22 protein-coding genes are annotated in these 23,902 nt (G+C 66.2%); 7 read left to right on the top strand and 15 right to left on the bottom strand.

Going from position 1 to position 23,902, the window contains the following annotated elements; all coding sequences use genetic code 11:
• Positions 1 to 82: 82 nt before the first annotated feature.
• Entirely contained in the window at positions 83 to 472 is a 390-nt protein-coding gene (locus DIE04_RS17890) for a VOC family protein (protein WP_124486399.1), read from the bottom strand.
• A gap of 72 nt (positions 473 to 544) precedes the next feature.
• On the opposite strand from DIE04_RS17890, the gene DIE04_RS17885 reads away from it, so the two are divergent.
• Complete coding sequence (locus DIE04_RS17885; RefSeq protein WP_124486400.1) at positions 545 to 1,534, top strand: AraC family transcriptional regulator; 990 nt, start codon at positions 545 to 547, stop codon at positions 1,532 to 1,534.
• Between the two features lie 90 nt (positions 1,535 to 1,624).
• Here DIE04_RS17885 and gltA read toward each other — a convergent pair whose 3' ends face one another.
• From gltA to DIE04_RS17850, 7 genes are all read right to left on the bottom strand, one after another.
• Positions 1,625 to 2,926 carry a citrate synthase gene (gltA, locus tag DIE04_RS17880; RefSeq protein WP_014899964.1) on the bottom strand — a complete coding sequence of 434 codons (1,302 nt, stop codon included), beginning with the start codon at positions 2,924 to 2,926 and terminating at the stop codon, positions 1,625 to 1,627.
• Between the two features lie 65 nt (positions 2,927 to 2,991).
• Entirely contained in the window at positions 2,992 to 3,264 is a 273-nt protein-coding gene (locus DIE04_RS17875; RefSeq protein ID WP_044843801.1) for a succinate dehydrogenase assembly factor 2, read from the bottom strand.
• Positions 3,265 to 3,272: 8 nt separating this feature from the next.
• Complete coding sequence (locus tag DIE04_RS17870; RefSeq protein WP_011658352.1) at positions 3,273 to 3,974, bottom strand: succinate dehydrogenase iron-sulfur subunit; 702 nt, start codon at positions 3,972 to 3,974, stop codon at positions 3,273 to 3,275.
• A gap of 21 nt (positions 3,975 to 3,995) precedes the next feature.
• Entirely contained in the window at positions 3,996 to 5,771 is a 1,776-nt protein-coding gene (gene sdhA, locus DIE04_RS17865; RefSeq protein ID WP_124521336.1) for a succinate dehydrogenase flavoprotein subunit, read from the bottom strand.
• A gap of 3 nt (positions 5,772 to 5,774) precedes the next feature.
• Positions 5,775 to 6,143: a succinate dehydrogenase, hydrophobic membrane anchor protein gene (gene sdhD, locus DIE04_RS17860; RefSeq protein WP_006399546.1), complete on the bottom strand. Its 369-nt coding sequence runs from the start codon at positions 6,141 to 6,143 to the stop codon at positions 5,775 to 5,777.
• Positions 6,144 to 6,147: 4 nt separating this feature from the next.
• Positions 6,148 to 6,564, bottom strand: a complete 417-nt coding sequence (sdhC, locus tag DIE04_RS17855) for a succinate dehydrogenase, cytochrome b556 subunit (RefSeq protein ID WP_012365678.1) — start codon at positions 6,562 to 6,564, stop codon at positions 6,148 to 6,150.
• A gap of 170 nt (positions 6,565 to 6,734) precedes the next feature.
• Positions 6,735 to 7,565 carry a GntR family transcriptional regulator gene (locus DIE04_RS17850; RefSeq protein ID WP_082088449.1) on the bottom strand — a complete coding sequence of 277 codons (831 nt, stop codon included), beginning with the start codon at positions 7,563 to 7,565 and terminating at the stop codon, positions 6,735 to 6,737.
• Between the two features lie 288 nt (positions 7,566 to 7,853).
• Between DIE04_RS17850 and DIE04_RS17845 the strand changes: the two genes are divergently transcribed.
• The 5 genes from DIE04_RS17845 (at position 7,854) to acnA (ending at position 15,006) form a co-directional block, all read left to right on the top strand.
• Positions 7,854 to 8,840 carry a malate dehydrogenase gene (locus tag DIE04_RS17845; protein WP_044843799.1) on the top strand — a complete coding sequence of 329 codons (987 nt, stop codon included), beginning with the start codon at positions 7,854 to 7,856 and terminating at the stop codon, positions 8,838 to 8,840.
• 184 nt (positions 8,841 to 9,024) lie between these two features.
• Positions 9,025 to 10,029: a CoA ester lyase gene (locus DIE04_RS17840; RefSeq protein ID WP_124486401.1), complete on the top strand. Its 1,005-nt coding sequence runs from the start codon at positions 9,025 to 9,027 to the stop codon at positions 10,027 to 10,029.
• Between the two features lie 223 nt (positions 10,030 to 10,252).
• Positions 10,253 to 10,762 carry a hypothetical protein gene (locus DIE04_RS17835; RefSeq protein WP_044845313.1) on the top strand — a complete coding sequence of 170 codons (510 nt, stop codon included), beginning with the start codon at positions 10,253 to 10,255 and terminating at the stop codon, positions 10,760 to 10,762.
• A 22-nt stretch (positions 10,763 to 10,784) separates the two neighbouring features.
• Entirely contained in the window at positions 10,785 to 12,236 is a 1,452-nt protein-coding gene (locus tag DIE04_RS17830) for a bifunctional 2-methylcitrate dehydratase/aconitate hydratase (protein WP_124486402.1), read from the top strand.
• 52 nt (positions 12,237 to 12,288) lie between these two features.
• Positions 12,289 to 15,006 carry an aconitate hydratase AcnA gene (acnA, locus tag DIE04_RS17825; RefSeq protein ID WP_044845311.1) on the top strand — a complete coding sequence of 906 codons (2,718 nt, stop codon included), beginning with the start codon at positions 12,289 to 12,291 and terminating at the stop codon, positions 15,004 to 15,006.
• Between the two features lie 117 nt (positions 15,007 to 15,123).
• On the opposite strand, the gene DIE04_RS17820 is transcribed toward acnA, so the two are convergent.
• Genes DIE04_RS17820 through DIE04_RS17810 form a run of 3 tightly spaced genes read right to left on the bottom strand, consistent with a single transcriptional unit; the run spans position 15,124 to position 16,312 of the window.
• Positions 15,124 to 15,561 carry a DUF1801 domain-containing protein gene (locus tag DIE04_RS17820; protein ID WP_124486403.1) on the bottom strand — a complete coding sequence of 146 codons (438 nt, stop codon included), beginning with the start codon at positions 15,559 to 15,561 and terminating at the stop codon, positions 15,124 to 15,126.
• Positions 15,558 to 15,989 carry an SRPBCC domain-containing protein gene (locus DIE04_RS17815; protein ID WP_124521334.1) on the bottom strand — a complete coding sequence of 144 codons (432 nt, stop codon included), beginning with the start codon at positions 15,987 to 15,989 and terminating at the stop codon, positions 15,558 to 15,560. The genes DIE04_RS17820 and DIE04_RS17815 overlap by 4 nt, the downstream gene beginning before the upstream one ends.
• On the bottom strand, positions 15,986 to 16,312 hold the full coding sequence (locus tag DIE04_RS17810) for a helix-turn-helix transcriptional regulator (RefSeq protein WP_044845308.1): 327 nt from the start codon (positions 16,310 to 16,312) through the stop codon (positions 15,986 to 15,988). The genes DIE04_RS17815 and DIE04_RS17810 overlap by 4 nt, the downstream gene beginning before the upstream one ends.
• A gap of 700 nt (positions 16,313 to 17,012) precedes the next feature.
• Here DIE04_RS17810 and DIE04_RS17800 point away from each other — a divergent pair.
• The gene (locus tag DIE04_RS17800; RefSeq protein WP_124486405.1) at positions 17,013 to 18,752 is read left to right on the top strand and encodes a protease pro-enzyme activation domain-containing protein; all 1,740 of its coding nucleotides are present in this window, start codon (positions 17,013 to 17,015) and stop codon (positions 18,750 to 18,752) included.
• An 82-nt stretch (positions 18,753 to 18,834) separates the two neighbouring features.
• On the opposite strand, the gene DIE04_RS17795 is transcribed toward DIE04_RS17800, so the two are convergent.
• From DIE04_RS17795 to DIE04_RS17780, 4 genes are all read right to left on the bottom strand, one after another.
• Positions 18,835 to 20,325: an MFS transporter gene (locus tag DIE04_RS17795; RefSeq protein ID WP_260426910.1), complete on the bottom strand. Its 1,491-nt coding sequence runs from the start codon at positions 20,323 to 20,325 to the stop codon at positions 18,835 to 18,837.
• 261 nt (positions 20,326 to 20,586) lie between these two features.
• Positions 20,587 to 21,423, bottom strand: coding sequence for an ABC transporter permease (locus DIE04_RS17790; RefSeq protein ID WP_044845306.1), 837 nt, complete (start codon positions 21,421 to 21,423; stop codon positions 20,587 to 20,589).
• A gap of 37 nt (positions 21,424 to 21,460) precedes the next feature.
• Positions 21,461 to 22,735: an ABC transporter permease gene (locus DIE04_RS17785; protein ID WP_044845305.1), complete on the bottom strand. Its 1,275-nt coding sequence runs from the start codon at positions 22,733 to 22,735 to the stop codon at positions 21,461 to 21,463.
• Positions 22,736 to 22,828: 93 nt separating this feature from the next.
• Positions 22,829 to 23,875: an ABC transporter substrate-binding protein gene (locus DIE04_RS17780; protein WP_044845304.1), complete on the bottom strand. Its 1,047-nt coding sequence runs from the start codon at positions 23,873 to 23,875 to the stop codon at positions 22,829 to 22,831.
• Between the last annotated feature and the right edge of the window lie 27 nt (positions 23,876 to 23,902).

Raw genomic sequence — 23,902 nt, 5'->3', positions numbered from 1 at the left:
ATGAGCATTCAGCGTACGGCGGACGCATCGCCGCCATCGGCACTATCCGGCCAACTATCGATACAATCCTGACAACCACCTGCTACTCCGGACGATGGCAGACCACGCACAGCTTGTTGCCGTCCGGGTCGCGGAAATACGCGCCGTAGTAGTCGGGGTGATAGTGCGGCCGCAGGCCCGGCGGCCCTTCGCAGGTGCCGCCCTGCTGCAGCGCGAGCGCGTGGCAGCGGTCGACCTGCGCGCGGGTCGGCGCGTCGAATGCGATCGTATGGCCGTTGCCGGGTTCGGGCGCGCGGCCGTCGAGCGGCCGGCCGAAGAAGAACAGCGGCCGGTCGGTGTCGGCCGGCATCCAGCCCGACCAGCCGTCCGGCTCGCTGAACTTCAGCCGCAGCCCGAGTTCCGCGAACAGCGGCGCGTAGAAGTCGTACGCGCGCGCGGTATCGCTGACGCCCACGCAAACATGTGAAAACATGGCATCGCTCCGTCGTGACGATCGATCACGATCATGCCACGGCGCGCTGCCCGCCCTCGCCCGGAGGCCGCGATGAAACCGCAGTACGAGCACGTGACGTTCGCCCCCGGCTGTTCGATCCGCGTGTACCACCGCCAGCTCGCGCGCATTCCGTTCGAATGGCACCGTCATCCCGAGTACGAACTGACGCTGACGCTGAACAGCCGCGGCCAGCGCTTCATCGGCGATCACGTCGCGCGCTATGCGGACGACGATCTGGTGCTCGTGCCGCCCAACCTGCCGCATACGTGGTCGTCGAATGCGCGCATCGATCGCGCGGCGCCGGAAGTCGCGCTCGTCGTCTGGTTCGACGGTGACTGGGCACGACGCGTGGCCGACTGCTGCCCCGAGTACGCGCCGCTGCGCTCGCTGCTGCGGCGCGCGGCGCCCGGCCTTGCATTCGACGCCGATACGGCCCGTGCGATGCGCGCGCGGCTGCCGCAGTTGCTCGACCCTTCGCCGCGCATTCGCCTCGCGGCCGCACTCGACACGCTCGCCGATCTCGCGGACGCCGGCGGAGAACCGCTCGCCACCGCGCAGGCCTACGATCAACCCGATGCAGCGTCGCCGTCCGCGAACGCCGCCGCGCCCGAAGCAGAGCGGCTCGATCGCGTGCTCGACGCGATCGACCGGCAGTTCCACGAGCCGCTGCGCGTCGATGCGCTCGCGGCCGTCGCGCACATGTCCGAACGCACGCTGCAGCGGTTGTTCGTACGGCACCTCGGCGAAAGCGTCGGCCGCTACGTGCAGCGGCTGCGGCTCGCGCATGCGTGCCGCCATCTGGTCGGCACCGACTGGCCGATCGCGACGGTCGCCGCGCGCTGCGGCATTCCGAACGCCGCGAACTTCAACCGCCAGTTCCTCGCCGCGCGCGGGATGACGCCCGGCGCATACCGGCAGTTCTTCGCTCAACACGGCCACGCGCCCGACAGCGACCCCGGCACCGACTCGCCGCCGCTCGACACACGCCCGCCGTCGCTGGAACGCCGCGCCGGCTCGGGCCAGCGTCGGCCGCGCAAATGAAAACACCCCGGCGGGATGTCCCACCGGGGTGTCGGGGCGTTGCAGTTGCCGGACGCGAGCGGCCTTGCGGCCGTTCGCGCCGCGCACGACTTAACGTGCGTTGATCGGCTTCGCTTCGCGCGGCGTGTCGCCGATGAACAGCTGACGCGGACGGCCGATCTTCTGTTCCGGATCCGCGATCATTTCGTTCCACTGTGCGATCCAGCCGACCGTACGTGCCATCGCGAAGATACACGTGAACATCGACGTCGGGATGCCCAGCGCGCGCTGGACGATACCCGAGTAGAAGTCGACGTTCGGGTACAGCTTGCGCGACACGAAGTATTCGTCTTCCAGCGCGATCTTCTCGAGCTGCATCGCGAGCTTGAACAGCGGGTCGTCGTGCAGGCCGAGTTCGTTCAGCACTTCGTAGCACGTTTCGCGCATCAGCTTCGCACGCGGGTCGTAGTTCTTGTACACGCGGTGACCGAAGCCCATCAGCTTCACGCCCGAATTCTTGTCCTTCACCTGCTTGATGAATTCGGGGATGTTGTCCGGCGAACCGATCTGCTCGAGCATGTTCAGCGCGGCTTCGTTCGCACCACCGTGCGCCGGGCCCCACAGACAAGCGATACCGGCCGCGATACACGCGAACGGGTTCGCGCCCGACGAGCCGGCCAGGCGGACCGTCGACGTCGATGCGTTCTGCTCGTGATCGGCGTGCAGGATCAGGATGCGGTCGAGTGCGCGGACGAGCACGTCGTTGACCTTGTACTCTTCGCACGGGTTCGAGAACATCATGTGCATGAAGTTCGCGCTGTACGACAGCGAGTTCTTCGGATACACGAACGGCTGGCCGATGCTGTACTTGTACGCCATCGCGACGAGCGTCGGCAGCTTCGCGATCATGCGGATCGCCGACACTTCGCGGTGACGCGGGTCGTTGATGTCGAGCGAGTCGTGGTAGAACGCGGACAGCGCGCCGACCGCGGCGACCAGGATCGCCATCGGGTGCGCGTCGCGGCGGAAGCCACGGAAGAAGAAGTGCATCTGCTCGTGCACCATCGTGTGCTTCGTGACGGTGTCGACGAATTCCTTCTTTTGCGCCGCGTTCGGCAGCTCGCCCTTCAGCAGCAGGTAGCAGGACTCGAGGAAGTCGGCGTTCTGCGCGAGGTTGTCGATCGGGTAGCCGCGGTACAGCAGTTCGCCCTTGTCGCCGTCGATGTACGTGATCGCCGAATTACAAGCTGCCGTCGACATGAAGCCCGGGTCGTACGTGAACTTGCCGGTCTGGCCGTACAGCTTGCGGATGTCGATCACGTCCGGGCCCATCGTGCCCTTGTAGATCGGCAGTTCGACGCTCGGCGAGTTGTCGCTGAACGATAGCGTGGCTTTAACATCAGACGGAGTCATGGCACATCCTCAATCGAAAATAGAAACGGGATTCGATAACGGGCACAGCGCGTTACACCTTGGCGTTACACGTTGCGCAGCATCTCCAACAGCCGGTGAATATCCTGGCTGTCTAGGTCGCCCTCTGGTTCCTTGCGCGCGAGGAGCAAGTCCATCAGGTCGTTGTCGCTCAGATCGAGCAGGCGCGACAACGCGCCTACGTCTGCATCGGTGAGGTCATGCTCGTATCTGCTGAAGAAACGCTCGAATACGATGTCGTTTTCCAGCAGACCCCGCCGCGCGCGCCAGCGGAGGCGCGCGCGACGGTGCGGGTCGGATTGATGCGAATCGTCGCTCATCACAAACTTTAAACCGCGCGGCGAACCATCAGTTCCTTGATCTTGCCGATCGCCTTCGTCGGGTTCAGGCCCTTCGGGCAAACGTCGACGCAGTTCATGATCGTGTGGCAACGGAACAGACGGTACGGGTCTTCCAGGTTGTCGAGACGCTCGCCGGTGGCGGTGTCGCGGCTATCCGCGATGAAGCGGTAAGCCTGCAGCAGGCCGGCCGGGCCGACGAACTTGTCCGGGTTCCACCAGAAGCTCGGGCACGACGTCGAGCAGCTCGCGCACAGAATGCACTCGTACACGCCGTCGAGCTCGTCGCGTTCTTCCGGCGACTGGAGGCGTTCCTTCTCCGGCGGCGGCGCGTCGTTGATCAGGTACGGCTTGATCGAGTGATACTGGTTGAAGAAGTGCGTCATGTCGACGATCAGGTCGCGCACGACAGGCAGGCCCGGCAGCGGGCGCAGCACGATCTTCTGCGGCAGGTCGTTCAGGTTCGTCAGGCACGCGAGACCGTTCTTGCCGTTGATGTTCATCGCGTCCGAACCGCACACGCCTTCACGGCACGAACGGCGGAACGACAGCGTCTCGTCGACGGCCTTCAGCTTGACCAGTGCGTCGAGCAGCATGCGCTCATGCTGGATCTCGAGCTCGTACGTCTGCATGCGCGGTGCCGCGTCCTTGTCCGGATCGTAGCGGTAGACTTCAAAAATGCGTTTTGCCATTTCGGATTCCTTTGACTCGGCTTAGAACGTGCGCGGCTTCGGCGGCACGGAGTCGACCGTCAGCGGCTTCATTTGAACCGGCTTGTAGTCGAGGCGATCGCCTTCGCTGTACCACAGCGTGTGGCGCAGCCAGTTGTCGTCGTCGCGGTGTTCGTAATCGCTGTGCGCGTGCGCGCCGCGGCTTTCCTTGCGCGCTTCCGCCGACACCATCGTCGCGCGGGCGACTTCGATCAGGTTCTCCAGCTCGAGCGCTTCGACGCGCGCGGTGTTGAACACCTTCGACTTGTCCTTCAGGTGGATGTTTTCCACGCGGGCCTTCAGGCCGGCCATCTGGTCGACGCCTTCCTTCAGCAGCGCCGACGTGCGGAACACGCCTGCGTGCTTCTGCATCGTCGCACGGATGTCGTTCGCGACGTCCTGCGTGTACTCGCCCGAGCTCGACTTGTCGAGCTTGTTCAGACGCGCCAGCGAGAACTCGCCTGCATCGGCCGGCAGCGGCTTGTGTTCCTTCTGGTTCTTCACGTGCTCGACGATGTGGTTGCCGGCCGCACGGCCGAACACCACGAGGTCCAGCAGCGAGTTCGTGCCGAGGCGGTTCGCGCCGTGCACGGACACGCACGAGCACTCGCCCACTGCGTAGAAGCCGTTGACCGGATCCTTGTGGCCGCGCGACGTGCCGACGACCTGACCGTGGATGTTGGTCGGGATGCCGCCCATCTGGTAGTGGATCGTCGGGACGACCGGGATCGGTTCCTTGATCGCGTCGACGTTCGCGAACTTCAGCGCGATTTCGCGGATCGACGGCAGACGCTTCATGATCGTCTCGGCGCCGATGTGCGACAGGTCGAGCAGCACGTGATCCTTGTTCGGACCGACGCCGCGACCTTCCTTGATTTCCTGGTCCATCGAACGCGACACGAAGTCACGCGGCGCCAGGTCCTTCAGCGTCGGTGCGTAGCGTTCCATGAAGCGCTCGCCGTTCGCGTTGCGCAGGATACCGCCTTCGCCGCGCACGCCTTCGGTGATCAGCACGCCCGCGCCGGCCACGCCGGTCGGGTGGAACTGCCAGAACTCCATGTCCTGCAGCGCGATGCCCGAGCGGGCAGCCATGCCGAGGCCGTCGCCGGTGTTGATGAACGCGTTGGTCGATGCCGCGAAGATCCGGCCTGCGCCGCCCGTCGCGAACAGCGTCGTCTTGCCTTCCATGATGTAGACGTCGCCCGTCTCCATCTCGAGGGCCGTCACGCCGAGCACGTCGCCGTCCGCGTCGCGGATCAGGTCGAGCGCCATCCATTCGACGAAGAACTGCGTCTTCGCCTCGACGTTCTGCTGGTACAGCGTGTGCAGCAGCGCGTGACCGGTACGGTCGGCGGCCGCGCATGCGCGCTGGACCGGCTTCTCGCCGTAGTTCGCGGTGTGGCCGCCGAACGGACGCTGGTAGATCGTGCCGTCCGCGTTACGGTCGAACGGCATGCCGAAGTGTTCCAGTTCGTACACGACGTTCGGTGCTTCGCGGCACATGAACTCGATCGCGTCCTGGTCGCCGAGCCAGTCGGAACCCTTGATCGTGTCGTAGAAGTGGAAGTGCCAGTTGTCTTCGCTCATGTTGCCGAGCGACGCGCCGATGCCGCCCTGTGCGGCCACCGTGTGCGAACGGGTCGGGAACACCTTCGACAGCACGCCGACCGACAGGCCCGCGCGCGACAGTTGCAGCGCTGCGCGCAAGCCCGAGCCGCCCGCGCCGACGATCACCACGTCGAACTTGCGGCTCGGCAGGGAAGTTTTGATTGCAGCCATTCTTTACACTCTCCAGAGAATCTGCGCGGCGTAGCCCGCACATGCGAGCAGCCAGACGATGGTCAGCGATTGCAGCAGCAGGCGCACACCGACGGGCTTCACGTAGTCCATCCAGATGTCGCGCACGCCGACCCATGCGTGGTAGAAGAGGGAAAGCAGCGTCACGAAGGTCGCGAGCTTCATCCATTGCGCGGAGAAGATCGATGCCCAGCCTTCGTACGAGAAGTCATGCGCGCCGAAGAACAGGACGAGCAGAATGACCGTGTAGACCGCCATGATCGTGGCGGTGACGCGCTGCGCGAGCCAGTCGCGCAGGCCGTAGTGAGCGCCGACGACGAGGCGCTTCGAGCCGATTCGGTTATTGGCTGCCATTTTCTTAGAATGCTCCGAACAGTTTGAGTGCCATGGCGATCGTCAGCGCGATCGAGACGACAAAGACGACGACGGCCGTCCGCTTGCCGCCTTCCTTCGAGACGGCGTCGTGGTTGACGTCCATCAGCAGGTGGCGAATGCCGGCGCAGAAATGGTGGAGGAACGCCCAGGACAGCGCGAGGACGATCAGCTTGACGACGATGTTGGAGAGGAAAGCCTTGAAGACTTCGAAGCTGAGCTCGGAGGTGAGGCTCTGGTCGAAGAGGAACAGCAGGAACGGCAGGAACAGGAACAGCAGCGCGCCGCTGACTCGGTGGAGAATCGACAATATCGCCGCCAGCGGCATGCGATATTTCAAGGTGATGTCGCCGATTCCGATGTTCCGGTATTCCGGCCTCGGCTTTCTTACTGCGTCAGTCATGCTAGACCCCTACTATGTTGTCACACTAATCCGCGATTTTAGCGCCTTTTTATATCGCGCTGCAGCGAAAGTCTGCTCTGGATCATTACGCGAACGGGAATAAAGGCGGCCCGAAACGTGCTACGCGAAAACGGGAAACCCGCGTGCACGCTGCTTGTGCCGATCCGTCGTCAGCTCAAGTCATTCTGATAGTAATACCCGGTTGTGACATACCAGCCGCGCCGCACTTCCACCGGCCGGTCTCCGTATGTATAGGACACGCGCTCGACCGACAGCAACGGAAAACCCGCCGGCACGTGCAGCAGGTCGGCCACCGCCGGCTCCGCCGCCACCGCGCGGATCTTCTCCGTCGCGCGGATCATCCGCGTGCCGAATTCCGTCTCGAACATCGCGTAGAGCGGGCCCTTGTACTCGCTCAGCCGCTCGAACGTCAGCCCGCGGAACATCGCGCCCGGCAGCCAGATCTCGTCGAGCACCGTCACTTCGTTCTCGAATTCCAGCAGGCGACGCACCTGCACGACCGGATCGGCCGGCTTCAGGTCGAGCTGCCGCGCGATCTCGGCCGGCGCGCGCAGGCGCCGGCATTCGAGCAGGCGGCTCACGTGCGGATGCTCGGCACCGTCGTCGGCCAGCAGCCGCAGGAAGCGGAACTGCGCGCGATCCTCATTGTGCGTCGCAACAAAAGTACCCTTGCCTTGCCGCCGGACCACGAGGTTTTCCGCGGCCAGCTCGTCGATCGCCTTGCGAACCGTGCCCTGGCTGACCTTGTAACGGGCAGCCAGCTCCACTTCGCTCGGGATGATCTCGCCCGGCTTCCATTCACCGGATTCGAGACTTTGCGTGATCAATGACTTGATCTGCTGGTATAACGGACTGAAGGTCGGCGACGGCGAAGCGGCAGGCGCAGGCGCCGGCACGGAATCGCCCGCGCCCGGCTGCCCTGGGCCGCCTGCGCCGGTCGGATTCGCGTTGTTCGCCTGGTTCGATGTCATGGCGCGCATTTCATCACAAACCGCGCTTTTCCGTCCACTCAAATTCCGCAAAACATCTGTCTTATATAAGACATATGATACCGTTTGACTTTGGGTCCATCGGCTCCTACACTCCGGGGCGAGCAAGGGTTCGCGGGTGCAAAATGCGTCCCCGGCTACGTGCCACGGCCGTCTCCAGGTTCACCGCGTCTGCCTTTCGCGAATCCTCCGCCCTGCTTCAATGCAACGCTACGCGTAACGCGCATAGAATGGCGTTTTGCCTAGCGTCCACCGCTTCACCCGTCCTGGAGATTTTCAATGGCTAAGCCCGCAAAGCGCGTTGCCGTCACCGGCGCCGCAGGTCAAATCGCTTACTCCCTGCTGTTCCGCATCGCGAACGGCGACCTGCTCGGCAAGGACCAGCCGGTCATCCTGCAACTGCTCGACCTCCCGCAAGCCCAAGCCGCCGTCAAAGGCGTCGTGATGGAACTCGACGATTGCGCGTTCCCGCTGCTCGCGGGCGTCGTGATCACCGACGATCCGAAGGTTGCATTCAAGGATGCAGACGTCGCGCTGCTGGTCGGTGCACGTCCGCGCTCGAAGGGCATGGAGCGCAAGGACCTGCTGTCGGCGAACGCCGAGATCTTCACGGTCCAGGGCGCTGCGCTGAACGAAGTCGCGAGCCGCGACGTGAAGGTGCTGGTCGTCGGCAACCCGGCGAACACCAACGCGTACATCGCGATGAAGTCGGCACCGGATCTGCCGAAGAAGAACTTCACGGCGATGCTGCGCCTCGACCACAACCGCGCGCTGTCGCAGCTCGCCGCCAAGTCGGGCAAGCCGGTCGCGTCGATCGAGAAGCTCGCCGTGTGGGGCAACCACTCGCCGACGATGTACCCCGACTTCCGCTTCGCGACCGTCGAAGGCGAGTCGCTGCTGAAGCTGATCAACGACGACGTGTGGAACCGCGACACGTTCATCCCGACCGTCGGCAAGCGCGGCGCGGCGATCATCGAAGCGCGCGGCCTGTCGTCGGCGGCGTCGGCAGCCAACGCGGCGATCGACCACGTGCGTGACTGGGTCCTCGGCACGAACGGCAAGTGGGTCACGATGGGCATCCCGTCGGACGGCTCGTACGGCATCCCCGAAGACATCATCTACGGTGTGCCGGTCACGTGCGAAAACGGTGAGTACAAGCGTGTCGAAGGCCTCGAAATCGACGCGTTCTCGCGCGAGAAGATGGACGGCACGCTGGCCGAGCTGCTCGAAGAGCGCGACGGCGTCGCCCACCTGCTGAAGAACTAAGCAGGCTGCATGGCCGGGCCGCCTGCGGGCGGCCCGGCCACGGCACGGGCGGCGGGGCTGCAACCGGCCCCGCCGCCCGATCCGATCCGGGCACGTTTTGCCGCTCCAGGCGCCCCGCGCGCCGGCCCAGAACGTGCCCGAATCCGATTTTCTCCACGTTGCCCGCTTCCTTGACGTAGAAGAGATGTCCGCGCTCACTCCTGCACAAGTGCTGTACGACGGGGCGTCCCCGCCCGCGATCCTGCCCTGCTGCGATCACTACGCGGGCAGCGAGAAGCTGATGCGCAAGTCGCTCGCGCTCCAGGCCGAACTCGGCCCCGTGTTCGACATCACGCTCGACTGCGAGGACGGCGCGGCCGTCGGCCAGGAAGCCGCGCACGCGCAGCTCGTCGCCGAACTCCTCGGCGGCGCCGAGAACCGCTTCGGGCGGGTCGGCGTCCGCATCCACGACTTTTCCCATCCGCACTGGCGCGACGACGTGCGCATCGTGCTGCGCGCCGCGCGCGCGCCGGCCTACGTCACGCTGCCGAAGATCGCGAGCGCCGCCGACGCGGCCGAGATGGTCGCGTTCATCGAAGGCACGCGCCGCGAGCTCGGCCTCGCGCAGCCGATTCCGGTGGATGTGCTGGTCGAGACGCACGGCGCGCTCGCCCAGGCGGCCGCCCTCGCCGCGCTGCCGCTGGTCGGCACGCTGAGCTTCGGGCTGATGGACTTCGTGTCCGCGCATCACGGCGCGATTCCCGATGCGGCGATGCGCTCGCCCGGCCAGTTCGACCACCCGCTCGTGCGCCGCGCGAAGCTGGAAATCGCCGCCGCCTGCCATGCGCACGGCAAGACGCCGTCGCACAACGTGACGACGGAAGTGCGCGACATGGCCGTCGTCGCCGGCGACGCACGCCGCGCGCGCGACGAGTTCGCGTTCACGCGGATGTGGAGCATCCATCCCGCGCAGATCCGCCCGATCGTCGACGCGTTCGCGCCGCGCACCGATGAAGTCGCGCTAGCCGCCGACATCCTGCTGGCAGCGCAGGCCGCCGACTGGGGCCCGACGCGCCATGGCGATACACTGCACGATCGCGCGAGCTACCGCTATTACTGGTCGGTGCTGCGCCGCGCACGGGCGACCGGCCAGCCGGTGCCGGCCGAGGCCGCGCCGCTGTTCGGCCCGGCCGCCGGAGACGCGCGGTGAGCGCGCGCCGACACACGAATTTCATCGAATCACCGGGGCGCGAACCCGAGACGGGTTGGCGAAACGACAAAAAACGTAACGGAGCCCGAAAACCTGATATGAGCGCGGCCAAATAGGTGAAAATAGCGGCCGCTGCGCGCTTCCGGGGCGCGTGCAGTTTCAAACCGGCCGGCGGTGTCAGCTGCCGGCCCTTGTCAACTGATTATCGAAAGGTTCTGACTCCATGAAGAAACTCCTGATCGCTACCGCCATCGGCGCCTTGTCCGCCACGATGCTGGTGTCGGCTCCGAGCGCGTTCGCCCAGGATACGGCGACGACTGCGAAGAAGACGGCCAAGCGCCCGGCGCCGGCCAAGCGCATCGTTCCGCGCAGCAAGAAGGCACAGGCGCGTGCCGCGGCCAAGGTCGATCCGGTACCGGACGGCGCGGCCAAGTGGTCGTGCAAGGACGGCCTGTCGTTCGACCTCGCCGGCGACATGAAGCGTGACCAGGTCGTCACGGTTCACTGGGCGAAGAAGAACTACAAGCTGCCGCGTCAGGCCACGACGACGGGCGCCGACACGTTCTATGATCCGGCAGCAGGCTTCAAGCTGGTCGTGATCCCGAGCAAGGCGATGCTGTTCAGCGACGCGAACGGCGGCGAGCGTCTCGCCGACGAATGCGTGACGCCGGAAATGGCGCAAGGCACGCCGGCTCCGACGCAATCGAACGAGCTGAAGCCGGCAACGAACTAAGCGCGCTCTCCCGAGCTCCTCGATGTCCGCCTCGGTCTCCAACGTCCGCCCCGCTCCGGATACGGTACTCGTCGATATCGTCGACTACGTGCTGAACACCGGCATCGACAGCGCGCTCGCGCTGGAGACGGCGCGTCATTGCCTGATCGACACGCTCGGATGCGGACTCGAGGCGCTGTCCTACCCGGCCTGCACCAAGCTGCTCGGCCCCGTCGTGCCGGGCACGATCGTGCCGAACGGCGCGAAGGTGCCCGGCACGTCCTTCCAGCTCGATCCCGTCCACGCTGCTTTCGACCTCGGCGCGATGATCCGCTGGCTGGACTTCAACGACACCTGGCTCGCCGCCGAATGGGGTCATCCGTCCGACAACCTCGGCGGGATCCTGGCGACGGCCGACTGGCTGTCCCGCACGGCCGTCGCGGCCGGCAGGAAGCCGCTTGCGATGCGCGACGTGCTCGTCGCGATGATCCAGGCCCACGAGATCCAGGGCTGCCTCGCACTCGAGAATTCATTCAACGCAGTCGGGCTCGACCACGTGCTGCTCGTGAAAGTGGCGTCGACGGCCGTCGTCGGCCGCCTGCTCGGGCTCACGCGCGACGAGCTGATCAACGCGGTATCCAACGCATTCGTCGACGGCCACGCGCTGCGCACCTACCGCCACGCGCCGAACACCGGTTCGCGCAAGTCGTGGGCGGCCGGCGACGCGACGTCCCGCGCGGTGCGCCTCGCGCTGATCGCGAAAACGGGTGAAATGGGCTACCCGTCGGCGCTCACCGCGAAAACCTGGGGCTTCTACGACGTGCTGTTCGACGGCAAGCCGTTCCGCTTCCAGCGCCCGTACGGAACGTACGTGATGGAAAACGTGCTGTTCAAGATCGCGTTTCCCGCCGAATTCCATGCGCAGACGGCCGCCGAGGCCGCGCTGCAGCTGCACGCGCAGCTCGCCGCGGCGGGCCGCACGACCGACGAAATCAGCCGGATCACGATCCGCACGCACGCGGCCGCGATCCGCATCATCGACAAGCAGGGCCCGCTCGCCAATCCGGCCGATCGCGACCACTGCATCCAGTACATGGTCGCCGTGCCGCTGCTGTTCGGCCGGCTGACCGCGGCCGATTACGAAGACGCGGTCGCCGCCGATCCGCGCATCGACGCGCTGCGCGCGAAAACCGTGTGCGTCGAGGATCCGCAGTTCACGAAGGATTACCATGACCCGGCCAAGCGGTCGATCGCGAATGCGCTGACGATCGAATTCGCGGACGGGTCGACGCTTGCCGAAGTAGCGGTCGAATACCCGATCGGCCATCAGCGACGCCGTGCGGACGGCATCCCGCTCCTGGTCGAGAAGTTCCGGACCAACCTCGCCCGCCGTTTCCCGGCAAAGCAGCAACAAGCGATTCTCGACGTGTCGCTGGACCAGGCAAAGCTCGAAGCGATGCCGGTCGATGAGTACGTCGACTTGTATGTGATATAGCCGTCATCTACAGGACTCTTTGTTTCCTAGCCTTAAACCCAGGAAAATCACCATGGCCCACAATCTCCACAAGACCCTCAAGGAATTCGACAGCGGTTCCGGCAAAGGCAAGTTCTACTCGCTGCCGCAGCTCGGCAAGGAACTGAAGACGAAGATCGAGCGCCTCCCGGTGTCGATCCGTATCGTGCTCGAGTCCGTGCTGCGCAACTACGACGGCAAGAAGATCACCGAAGAACACATCGAGCAGCTCGCGAACTGGCAGCCGACCGCGAAGCGCGTCGACGAGATTCCGTTCGTGGTGTCGCGCGTCGTGCTGCAGGACTTCACGGGCGTGCCGCTGCTCGCCGACATCGCGGCCATGCGCGGCGTCGCGGAGCGTTCGGGCAAGAATCCGAAGAAGATCGAGCCGCTGGTCCCGGTCGATCTCGTCGTCGACCACTCGGTGCAGATCGACTACTTCCGCCAGAAGGACGCGCTCGACCTGAACATGAAGCTGGAATTCCAGCGCAACAACGAGCGCTACCAGTTCATGAAGTGGGGCATGCAGGCGTTCGACACGTTCAAGGTCGTGCCGCCGGGCGTCGGCATCGTCCACCAGGTGAACCTCGAATATCTCGCGCGCGGCGTCCACAAGAAGACGGACGGCGGCGACACCGTGTACTACCCGGATACCCTCGTCGGCACGGACAGCCACACGACGATGATCAACGGCATCGGCGTGGTCGGCTGGGGCGTGGGCGGCATCGAGGCCGAAGCCGGCATGCTCGGCCAGCCGGTGTACTTCCTGACGCCGGACGTCGTCGGCGTCGAGCTGAAGGGCAAGCTGCGCGAAGGCGTGACGGCCACCGACCTGGTGCTGACGATCACCGAAATGCTGCGCAAGGAAAAGGTCGTCGGCAAGTTCGTCGAATTCTTCGGCGAAGGCACGAAGTCGCTGTCGCTGCCGGACCGCGCAACGATCGGCAACATGGCGCCGGAATACGGCGCGACGATGGGCTTCTTCCCGGTCGACGAAAAGACCATCGAATACTTCGAAGGCACGGGCCGCACGAAGGCGGAAATCGCCGCGTTCGAGAACTACTTCAAGGCCCAGAAGCTGTTCGGCATTCCGAAGGCGGGCGACATCGACTACACGAAGACGGTCACGCTGGATCTCGCCACGGTCGCCCCGTCGCTGGCCGGCCCGAAGCGCCCGCAGGACCGCATCGAGATCGGCAACGTCAAGTCGACGTTCACCGAGCTGTTCTCGAAGCCGGTCGCGGAAAACGGCTTCGCGAAGAAGGCGGACGACCTGAACGCGCAGTACACGACGAGCAACGGCGTCGACGTGAAGAACGGCGACGTGCTGATCGCCGCGATCACGTCGTGCACGAACACGTCGAACCCGAGTGTGCTGCTGGCTGCCGGCCTGCTCGCGAAGAAGGCCGTCGAAGCCGGCCTGACCGTCGCGCCGCACATCAAGACCTCGCTCGCGCCGGGATCGCGCATCGTCACCGAATACCTGACGAAGACGGGCCTGCTGCCCTACCTCGCGAAGCTCGGCTTCGAAGTCGCCGCCTACGGCTGCACGACCTGTATCGGCAACGCGGGCGACCTGACGCCGGAACTGAACGAAGCGATCACGAAGAACGACATCGTCGCGGCAGCCGTGCTGTCGGGCAACCGTAACTTCGAGGCGCGCATCCACCCGAACATCCGCGCGAACTTCCTCGCGTCGCCGCCGCTGGTCGTCGCCTACGCGATCGCCGGCAACATCACGCGCGACCTGATGACCGAGCCGGTCGGCAAGGGCAAGGACGGCTACGACATCTACCTCGGCGACATCTGGCCGACGAGCGAGGAAATCCACGCGCTGCTCAAGTTCGCGCTCGACCCGAAGAAGTTCGAGGACAACTACTCGAAGCTGACCAAGAAGGGCGACCTCTGGAGCAAGATCGAGGGCGAGACGGGCCAGGTCTACGACTGGCCGAAGTCGACCTACATCGCGGAGCCGCCGTTCTTCGGCAACGACTTCTCGATGGAGCCGGCCGATTCGATCCCGACGGTCAAGGGCGCGCGCGCGCTGGGCATCTTCGGTGACTCGGTCACGACCGACCACATCAGCCCGGCAGGCTCGATCAAGGAAGATTCGCCGGCAGGCAAGTGGCTGAAGGAGAACGGCGTGCAGAAGGCCGACTTCAACAGCTACGGTTCGCGCCGCGGCAACCACGACGTGATGATGCGCGGCACGTTCGCGAACGTCCGGATCAAGAACCTGATGATCCCGGCGAAGGCGGACGGCACGCGCGTCGAAGGCGGCCTGACGATTCACCAGCCGAGCGGCGAACAGCTGTCGATCTACGATGCGGCGATGAAGTACGTCGACGCCGACACGCCGACCGTCGTGTTCGCGGGCGAAGAGTACGGCACGGGCTCGTCGCGCGACTGGGCCGCGAAGGGCACGCAGCTGCTCGGCGTGAAGGCCGTGATCGCACGCAGCTTCGAGCGGATCCACCGCTCGAACCTGGTCGGCATGGGCGTGCTGCCGCTGCAGTTCAAGGGCGCGGACAGCATCCAATCGCTCGGCATCACCGGCGAAGAGACCTACGACATCGAAGGCCTCGGCGACGACTTCAAGCCGCAGCAGGACGTCACGCTCGTGATTCACCGCAAGAACGGCGAAACGACCCGCGTGCCGGTGCTGCTGCGCATCGATACGCCGATCGAAGTCGACTACTACAAGCACGGCGGTATCCTGCCGTTCGTGCTGCGCTCGCTGCTCGCAGCGTAAGCGCGCGGCTTTTGCAGGTGCCGCAGCCGCCTCGCGGCGGTTGCGGCCGATTTGGAAGCCCGACCTCGTGTCGGGCTTTTTTTTACCTGCGGGGCGGTGTACCGGCGCGCCGCCGCGTCATGCGGCCTTGTCGGCGCGTGTCCTGCCGCCTGCGGCCGGCCGCGCATTCTTCTTCAGGTGCGCGCGGTTGTAGTCGATCGCCGCGCGAACGAGACGCTTCAGCGCCCGTTTGTCGAGCTTGTCGCCTTCGAGGAAATCGATCGCACGCCGCGCATTGCCTTCAAGGCCCGCATTGAACAGCCCGTCGGGATCGGACAGGTGCGCGCCATGCATGAACGTGAGCTTCACCTTGCCCTTGTGCGCGTTCGCGACCGCGATCATCCCGTCGCACGACCATACCGGGCTGCCCATCCATTTCCATTCCTCGACGATGTCCGCTTCGGCGTCGAGGATTGTCTGGCGGAGATCGGCGAACGTCTTGCCGCGCCAGTCGGCAATACCGGCGATCAGCGCGTCGATGCGTTCCGACGGGCTCGGGTCCGATGCCGCGCTCATGAGCGGGCCTCCGTGCCTTCGTCAGGACGGGCCAGCACCTGTTCGAGCGACTCGAAGAACCGCGCCCACCCGTGCTGCGCACCGCGGTACGCCTGCTCCTGATCCGCGCGGAAACCGGCCTGCTCCATCCGCAACAGCGTGCCGACCGGCGTCGGCGTGAGCGTCCAGGTGACGACGCTTTCCAGGCCGTACGCGGCCCACGCGTAGGACAGCACGCGCTGCGGCTCGATCGTCAGCAACGTGCAGTCGACCGAACCCCAGTCCGCGCGGAAGCTGAACGCGCGGCCCGCGACGGGCTCGAAATCGCTCTGCATCAGCCATGCCTCGATCAGATGCGGTTGCGTGAGCGCACGCCAGACCTTCTCCGGCGGATGCGACAGTTCCCGTTCGACGACGACGGTGCGTGTTTCAGTGGTGGCCTGGTTCATGACTGATCCATCCTCTTGAGCAGATCTTCGAGCGCGTCGAACCGGTTCTGCCAGAAGCCTGCCATCTGGCTGGTCCAGTCGATCAACGGAGTCAGCGCTTGCGGCTGTGCGCTGTAGTGCGTCTGCCGGCCTTCGTGACGGTCGCTCACGAGCCCGGCCTGCTTCAGTACCCCCAGATGCTTCGATACCGCCGGCTGCGTCACGCCTGCGTGCGCCGTCAGCGCGGCAACCGTCAGCTCGCCCTCCTCGCACAGCCGCTCGAAGAGCGCGCGGCGGGTCGGATCGGCAAGCGTCCTGAACAGCATGTCGGGAACGTTTTGCATGGCTTGATTCATAACCCGATAGTTATGGATTCAAGAATATCCCCGGATCGACGCACGTCAAGGAGCGATTTCGCAGGAAGCATCAGGCGATCCTGCAGCGGGGCCGTTCGCCGGAACGGACGGAATGGCGGCGAATCGACTTGCGAAGAACATCACGCGCGCGTCGAGGCAGCGCCACCGTCCGATTCGAGCGTTTCTTCTAATCTGCTCGCCGGACGCTCCAACCGAAAGCACGCTGCAAGACTCGCCACTACGTCGTTCCACAGTTCGGGAAACGCGCGCGATCGACGGGTTCCGTTTTTATGCATTCGCGCATTCGTACGTCGTCGCGCCGGCCGCGCGGCAACGCCTGACCACATATTGCAACGCGCAATGCGTTCACGCGCGATCGAAAGCGCCGCTCACACACGGTCCTTCGCTCTGCAATCGCGCGCAATCCACTGCCGAAACGAACGAGTCGTGCGCGCAATCGCCAGCGACCGATGCGCGGTCGCGTGGCGAACCGGTTCCCTTTGCCGCGGGCCGCTGCCGCATGCATGAACGACGCATCGCCGGCACGCGAGCACGCCGATGTCAGAACTGACAGCTATGGAAACTGGCAGCTACCTGAACGGCACCGACGCCCTACGCTCGTCACCGCTCGCGGCCCCACAAGGGCCGGGGCTTCCAGCAACGTCGTCTCTCCTAAAAAGGACTCCCGATGAAAAGGAACGCCTGGTTTGCCCTTCCCCTTCCGTCGCCGCGCCGCCTCGCGTGCGCGTGGCCGCTCGTGCTCGCCGCCGGCGCGGCACATGCGGCGACGGACTGGGTCGACACCCACACGAAGGCCTTTCTGACCGGCCCGCAATTGATGGCGCGCAGCGCCGCACCGTCGCTCGAACTCGCGGCCGGCGAAACGGCCGACATCGTCGTCAGCCTGAAGCTGCGCAACGCGGCGCAGCTCAAGCAGCTCGCGCACGACGTGAACCGGCCCGGCAACGCGCATTACCGCCAGTACCTGACGCACGAACAGTTCCTCGCCAGCTACGCGCCGACCGACGCGCAAGTGAAATCGGTCGTCGACTATCTGCGCAAGAGCGGCTTCGTGAACATCGAGGTCGCGCCGAACCGGCTGCTGGTGTCCGCGCGCGGCACGGCCGGCACGGTGAAGACCGCGTTCAACACGTCGCTCGTGCACTTCGAGTACGCGGGCCGCTCGGGCTTCGCGAACGCGTCGGCCGCGCAGGTGCCGCGCGCGCTCGGCGACGTCGTCGGCTCGGTGCTCGGGCTGCAGAACGTCGCGCGCGCACGGCCGATGCTGCGCATCGGCAACGTCGCGAAGCCGCAGGCGCTCGCGGCCGGCACGGCCACCGGCCACTATCCGAAGGAATTCCCGGGCCTCTACAACGCGACCGGCGTGCCGACCGCGGCCGGCGTGAGCGTCGGCATCATCACGATCGGCGGCGTATCGCAGACGCTGCAGGACCTGAAGCAGTTCACGTCGAGCAACGGCTACGGCACGGTCGCGACCCAGACCGTGAAGACCAACGGCACCGGCACGACCGGCAGCTACAGCGACGACCAGGACGGCCAGGGCGAATGGGATCTCGACAGCCAGTCGATCGTCGGTTCGGCCGGCGGCCAGGTCGGCAAGCTCGTGTTCTACATGGCTGACCTGAACGCCGCCGGCAACACGGGGCTCACGCAGGCGTTCAACCGCGCGGTGTCGGACAACACCGCGAAGGTGATCAACGTGTCGCTCGGCTGGTGCGAGACCGACGCGAACGCGGACGGCACGATCGACGCCGAAGAGCAGATCTTCACGACGGCTGCCGCGCAGGGTCAGACGTTCTCGGTGTCGTCGGGCGACGAAGGCGTGTACGAGTGCAACAACCGCGGCTATCCGGACGGCGCGAACTACACGGTGTCGTGGCCGGCCGCGTCGCCGCACGTGCTCGCGATCGGCGGCACGACGCTGTACACCACGTCGGCGGGTGCGTTCTCGAACGAAACGGTGTGGAACGAAGGCCTCGACGGCAACGGCAAGCTGTGGGCGACGGGCGGCGGCGTCAGCACGGTGCTGCCGGCGCCGGCGTGGCAATCGGGCAGCAATCGTCAGTTGCCCGACGTATCGTTCGATGCCGCGCAAAGCACGGGCGCGTACATCTACAACTACGGCCAGTTGCAGCAGATCGGCGGCACGAGCCTCGCCGCGCCGATCTTCACCGGCTTCTGGGCGCGTCTGCTCGCGGCGAACGGCACGGGTATCGGTTTCCCGGCTGCGAAGTTCTATGCGGACATCCCGTCGAATCCGTCGCTCGTGCGCTATGACGTCGTGTCAGGGAACAACGGCTATCAGGGGTATGGCTACAGAGCAGGCACCGGCTGGGATCTGACGACCGGCTTCGGCAGCCTGAACATCGCGAACCTCAATAAGCTGATCCAGACGGGCGGCTTCTGAGCCCGACGCGACGGCCGGCGCGCGGCGGTCGTTCGCCGCGCACCGGCCGGGAAAGATTCGGGCAGCGGGCGGGCGCGGAGCCCTACTCCGTCGCCCGCTCGTTCGTCGCTGTCGTCGCTGTCGTCGCTGTCGTCGCTGTCGTCGCTGTCGTCGCTGTCGTCGCTGTCGTCGCTGTCGTCGCGACCGACGCGACCGGCGCGCCGGCCCGGTGCGATGGCGCGAAGAGCCGCAGCCCGCTCGCCACGCTCGCCGCCCCGGCAAAACCCGCCCCGAACATCAGCGCGAGCGTCGGCCCGTGACGCCCCGCGATCCCGAACGACAGCGCGACGAGCGCCGCGCCGGTCGCCTGCCCGATCAGCCGCGCGGTCGCGATGATCCCGCTCGCACCGCCGCTGCGCTCGGGCGGCGCGCTCGACATCAGCGCCTTCAGGTTCGGCGACTGGAAGAAGCCGAAGCCCGCGCCGCACAGCATCATCCGCCAGCCGATGTCGACGACGCTCGGCGCTGCCGGCAACGCGGCGAGCGACACCATCCCCGCGCTCAGCAGCGCGAGCCCGATCGCACCGAGCAATCCGGGCGGATAACGGTCGGACAAGCGGCCCGCGATCGGCGCGGCGAGCGCGACGATCGCCGACCACGGCGTCATCAGGAATCCGGTCTCGACCGCGTCGCGATGCAGGACGGTTTCGAAGTAGAACGGCAGCGACACGAACGCGAGCCCCTGCGCGGCAAACGCGCACACGGCCGTCAGCGCGGACAGCGTGAACACGGGTCGGCGAAACAGGTCGACCGGGAGCATCGGCGCCGGGTGCCCGGCCTGGCGGCGGATCAGCAGCCAGCCGAACGCGAGCGCGACCGCGGCGGCCGCGAACACGACGGACAGCGGCCCGCGCTGCGCGAACTCTCCGAGCGCGAAGATCAGCGACGCGAACGTGATCACGTTGAACAGCGCGGCGAGCGGATCGAATGCGTGCTTGCCCCGCGCCGTCTGCGGCAGCGACGGAATCGCCACGGCAAGCGCGAGCACGCCGAGCGGCACGTTCACCGCGAACAGCCACGGCCACGCGGCCAGCGACAGGATCAGCGACGCGATCGTCGGCCCCACCGCGAACGACACGCCGACGACGAGCGCGTTGAAGCCGACGCCGCGCCCGAGCCGGTGCGCGGGAAACAGGTTGCGGATCAGCGCGACGTTCACGCTCATGATCGCGCTCGCGCCGAAGCCCTGCACGATCCGCGCCGCCGTCAGCTGCGGCAGCGTCGCCGCGAGGGAGCAGCCGAGCGACGCGAGCGTGAACACCGCGAGGCCGCCGACATACACGCGCTTGTGGCCGACGATGTCGCCGAGCGACGCGAGCGGCAGCAGCGTCGCGACCATCGCGAGCTGGTACGCGTTGATGATCCACACCGACGCGGCCGGAGACGCGTGCAGGTCGGCGGCGATCGCAGGCAGCGCGGTGTTCGCGATCGCGGTGTCGAGCGTCGCGAGCGCGACGGCCAGCAGCACGGCGGACATCGCGCGCCAGTTGACGGCCGGCTCCCGGGTGCCGGCGGGGGATGCGAATTCGGACAAGATGAGGCTCGGCTGACTGACGAGCGACGCGCGGCGTCGCGGATTGAGCGGCGCGGCAACGGGCGCTCCGTGCGTGCGACGGCAACGGAACGCGCGGCACCACGAGCCGTATTGTTGCAGAGCCGCATCGAACGTGCAGGCAACCGCTTCGTCAGTCAGCGAAACGAAAGCTTCGCCGCGCCGGGTCAGGCGCGCGGCTTCGTCGAGAACGCAACGATCGCCGGCCCGGCAGCCGGCTCAACGTCACGCATCCGGCCGCCGTTACGACACCGCGCGCCGCGCGTTGCGGCCGCGCAGCCATTCGAGCGCGAGCAGCAGGCTCGTCGAGAAGATGATCAGGATCGTCGCGAGCGCGGCGATCGTCGGGCTGATGTTCTCGCGAATGCCGGTGAACATCTGGCGCGGCAGCGTCGTCTGGTCCGCGCCCGCGAGGAACAGCGTGACGACGACTTCGTCGAACGACGTCGCGAACGCGAACAGCGCGCCCGACATCACGCCCGGCGCGATCACCGGCAGCGTCACGCGGAAGAACGTCGTGACGGGGTTCGCGCCGAGCGACAGGCTCGCGCGCACCAGGTTCTGGTTGAAGCCCTGCAGCGTCGCGGCCACGGTCGTCACGACGAACGGCACGCCGAGCGCCGCGTGCGCGGCGATCAGGCCGGTGTAGGTGTTCGCGAGCCCGAGCGGCGCGAAGAACAGGTACATGCCGACGCCGACCACGACGACCGGCACGATCATCGGCGACAGCAGCACGGCCATCAGCAGCCCCTTGCCGCGGAAGTCCGCCTTCGTGAGGCCGATCGCGGCGAGCGTGCCGAGCACGGTCGCGACGACGGTCGCCGACGGCGCGACGATGAAGCTGTTCTTCGCGGCCATCCGCCACTCGTCGGATGCGATCAGGTTCTCATACCAGCGCGTCGAGAAGCCCGGAATCGGATAGACGAGGAACGTGCTCGACGAAAACGACAGCGGCACGATCGCGAGCACCGGCAGGATCAGGTACAGCAGCGTCAGCACGACGAGCACGCGCAATGCGACGTACCACGCGCGCTCGGCGAACGACATGTGCGGCGCGAACAGCGGCCTGGCGAGTTTCATGGTCGGCTTCCCCTTCCCGTTTTCCTGTCCCCGGCGCTCAGCCGAGGCTCACGTTGGTGCGCGTGAAGCGCCCGTACACCGCATACAGCACCAGCGTCGCCGCGAGCAGCAGCCCGCCGAGCGCGCACGCCATGCCCCAGTTGATCGTCACGTTGGTGAAGTACGCGACGTAGTAGCTGACCATCTGGTCGTTCGGCCCGCCGAGCAGCGCGGGCGTGATGTAGTAGCCGATCGCGAGGATGAACACGAGCAGCGCGCCCGCGCCGACGCCCGGATAGGTCTGCGGCACGTACACGCGCCAGAACGCGGCGAACGGATGGCTGCCGAGCGACACGGCCGCGCGCTGGTAGGTCGGCGGGATCGACTTCATCACGCTGTACAGCGGCAGGATCATGAACGGCAGCAGGATGTGCGTCATCGAGATGTACACGCCGACGCGATTGAACAGCAGCGTCAGCGGATGCGAGATCAGCCCGGCGCCGATCAGCGCGGTGTTGATCAGCCCCTCGCTCTGCAGCAGCACGATCCATGCGGCGACGCGCACCAGCACCGAGGTCCAGAATGGAATCAGCACGAGGATCATCACGAGGTTCGCGCGGCGCTCGGACAGCGTCGAGATCCAGTACGCGAGCGGATAACCGAGCAGCAGCGCGAACAGCGTGACCGCGACGCCGATCACGAACGTGCGGCCGAAGATCGCCAGATAGATCGACTGGTCCGGATCGGCCCGCACGATCTGGCCGAAGCCGTCCTGCTTGTGGTCGAGCGCGGCGAGCAGGTAGAACGGCGACACCTGGCTGCCGTTCTTCGCGATCGCCTGCCAGTACGCGGGCTCGCCCCAGCGCGAATCGAGGTCGATCAGCTTCGCGCGGGTCTGCGCGGGTGTCAGCGCCGCGGTGCCCGCGCCCTCCTCGCCCTTCAGCGGCATCGCGCGCGCCGTCTTCGCGACGAGCGAGCGGTAGCCGGGAATCTCGGTGTTCAGGCGCCGCGCGAGCGCGCCCATCGCCTCGCTGTCGGCGACCTTCGTCATGTCGGCCGCCAGTGCGGCATACGCGGCATCGGCCGGCGGTGTCTTGCGGTCCCAGCCCGACAGCGCGGCCACCGTGTTCGGCAGCGCGGTCGCGATCTCCGGGTTCTGCACCGCGCGCGTGAGCAGCGTGCCGATCGGCACGACGAAGATGAGCAGCAGGAAGATCGCGAGCGGCGCGATCAGCAGCAACGCCATCGTGCGCTTGCGGGCCTCGGCGGCCTTCAGCTCGCGCTTGAGCGCGGCTGTCGACGGCGAGGAAGGAGCGATCGTCATCGTGTTCAACGGTTCTCTCCGGCCGGGCTCGATCCGGCGGAATGCCGCGCGACGCGTTCGACGCGCCGCGCGGCAGGTTGCATCAGGACACCTGAGTAGCGGTTACTTCGTCGCCCACGCGGCGAAGCGCTGCTCGAGCTCGTCGCTGTGGTCGGTCCAGAAGCCGATGTCCTCCAGCACCGCGTTCTTGCCGTTGGCCGGCGAGTTCGGCAGGTTCGCGAGCGTCTTCGCGTCGAGCGACTTGATCGCCGCGACGTTCGCGGGGCCGTACGCGATGTGATGCGCATACTCTTGCTGCGGCTTCGGCGTCAGCGTGTACGCGATGTACTGTTCGGCCAGCGCCTTGTTCGGGGAGCCCTTCGGAATCGCCCAGTAGTCGAGGTCGTAGATGCTGCCGTTCCACACGACCTTCAGGTTCTTGCCTTCCTTCTGCGCGGCGTCGATGCGGCCGTTGTACGCGGTCGACATCACGACGTCGCCGGCCACGAGGAACTGCGGCGGCTGCGCGCCCGCTTCCCACCACTGGATGTACGGCTTCAGTTCGTCGAGCTTCTTGAACGCGCGATCCTGGCCGGCCTTCGTGCCGAGCACCTTGTATACGTCCTTCGTCGAGACGCCGTCGGCCATCAGCGCGAACTCGAGGTTGTAGCGCGCGCCCTTGCGCATCCCGCGTTTGCCGGGGAATTTCTTCACGTTCCAGAAATCGGCCCAGCCGGTCGGCGCGGTCTTCAGCTTGTCGGCGTTGTACGACAGCGCGGTCGACCACACGAAGAAACCGACGCCGCACACCTGCGGCGATTCCGGAATCAGGTCGGACTTCTTCGCGATCTTCGACCAGTCGAGCTTCTCGTACAGCCCTTCGTCGCAGCCGCGGTTCAGGTCGCCCGACTCGACTTCGACCACGTCCCAGTTGACGTGCTTCGCCTCGACCATCGCCTTCACTTTCGCCTGCTCGCCGTTGTACTCGACGGCCGTGACCTTGTTGCCGGTCGCCTTCTCGAACGGCTGGTTGAATGCGGCCTTCTGTGCGTCGCCGTTCGCGCCGCCGAAGTTGACGACCGTGAGTTCGGCCGCCGTGGCCGATGCGCCGACGACGGCGAGCGCCAGTGCGAGCGCGGTGCGACGCGCGGTAGTGCTTGCTCCGTTCATGATGGTTCCTCTCCTCTCGTGGTGGAA

The sequence above is a fragment of the Burkholderia sp. Bp8994 genome, from assembly GCF_003853805.1.
Classification (GTDB): Bacteria; Pseudomonadota; Gammaproteobacteria; order Burkholderiales; family Burkholderiaceae; genus Burkholderia.
The sequence above is the reverse complement of the archived record's forward strand: the minus strand, read 5'-3'. Positions and strand labels throughout refer to the sequence as shown.

Excerpts from the sequence above, each read along its gene's own strand:
- DIE04_RS17890 (WP_124486399.1), bottom strand. The coding sequence starts at position 472 with ATGTTTTCACATGTTTGCGTGGGCGTCAGCGATACCGCGCGCGCGTAC.
- DIE04_RS17885 (WP_124486400.1), top strand. The coding sequence starts at position 545 with ATGAAACCGCAGTACGAGCACGTGACGTTCGCCCCCGGCTGTTCGATC.
- gltA (WP_014899964.1), bottom strand. The coding sequence starts at position 2,926 with ATGACTCCGTCTGATGTTAAAGCCACGCTATCGTTCAGCGACAACTCG.
- DIE04_RS17875 (WP_044843801.1), bottom strand. The coding sequence starts at position 3,264 with ATGAGCGACGATTCGCATCAATCCGACCCGCACCGTCGCGCGCGCCTC.
- DIE04_RS17870 (WP_011658352.1), bottom strand. The coding sequence starts at position 3,974 with ATGGCAAAACGCATTTTTGAAGTCTACCGCTACGATCCGGACAAGGAC.
- sdhA (WP_124521336.1), bottom strand. The coding sequence starts at position 5,771 with ATGGCTGCAATCAAAACTTCCCTGCCGAGCCGCAAGTTCGACGTGGTG.
- sdhD (WP_006399546.1), bottom strand. The coding sequence starts at position 6,143 with ATGGCAGCCAATAACCGAATCGGCTCGAAGCGCCTCGTCGTCGGCGCT.
- sdhC (WP_012365678.1), bottom strand. The coding sequence starts at position 6,564 with ATGACTGACGCAGTAAGAAAGCCGAGGCCGGAATACCGGAACATCGGA.
- DIE04_RS17850 (WP_082088449.1), bottom strand. The coding sequence starts at position 7,565 with ATGCGCGCCATGACATCGAACCAGGCGAACAACGCGAATCCGACCGGC.
- DIE04_RS17845 (WP_044843799.1), top strand. The coding sequence starts at position 7,854 with ATGGCTAAGCCCGCAAAGCGCGTTGCCGTCACCGGCGCCGCAGGTCAA.
- DIE04_RS17840 (WP_124486401.1), top strand. The coding sequence starts at position 9,025 with ATGTCCGCGCTCACTCCTGCACAAGTGCTGTACGACGGGGCGTCCCCG.
- DIE04_RS17835 (WP_044845313.1), top strand. The coding sequence starts at position 10,253 with ATGAAGAAACTCCTGATCGCTACCGCCATCGGCGCCTTGTCCGCCACG.
- DIE04_RS17830 (WP_124486402.1), top strand. The coding sequence starts at position 10,785 with ATGTCCGCCTCGGTCTCCAACGTCCGCCCCGCTCCGGATACGGTACTC.
- acnA (WP_044845311.1), top strand. The coding sequence starts at position 12,289 with ATGGCCCACAATCTCCACAAGACCCTCAAGGAATTCGACAGCGGTTCC.
- DIE04_RS17820 (WP_124486403.1), bottom strand. The coding sequence starts at position 15,561 with ATGAGCGCGGCATCGGACCCGAGCCCGTCGGAACGCATCGACGCGCTG.
- DIE04_RS17815 (WP_124521334.1), bottom strand. The coding sequence starts at position 15,989 with ATGAACCAGGCCACCACTGAAACACGCACCGTCGTCGTCGAACGGGAA.
- DIE04_RS17810 (WP_044845308.1), bottom strand. The coding sequence starts at position 16,312 with ATGCAAAACGTTCCCGACATGCTGTTCAGGACGCTTGCCGATCCGACC.
- DIE04_RS17800 (WP_124486405.1), top strand. The coding sequence starts at position 17,013 with ATGAAAAGGAACGCCTGGTTTGCCCTTCCCCTTCCGTCGCCGCGCCGC.
- DIE04_RS17790 (WP_044845306.1), bottom strand. The coding sequence starts at position 21,423 with ATGAAACTCGCCAGGCCGCTGTTCGCGCCGCACATGTCGTTCGCCGAG.
- DIE04_RS17780 (WP_044845304.1), bottom strand. The coding sequence starts at position 23,875 with ATGAACGGAGCAAGCACTACCGCGCGTCGCACCGCGCTCGCACTGGCG.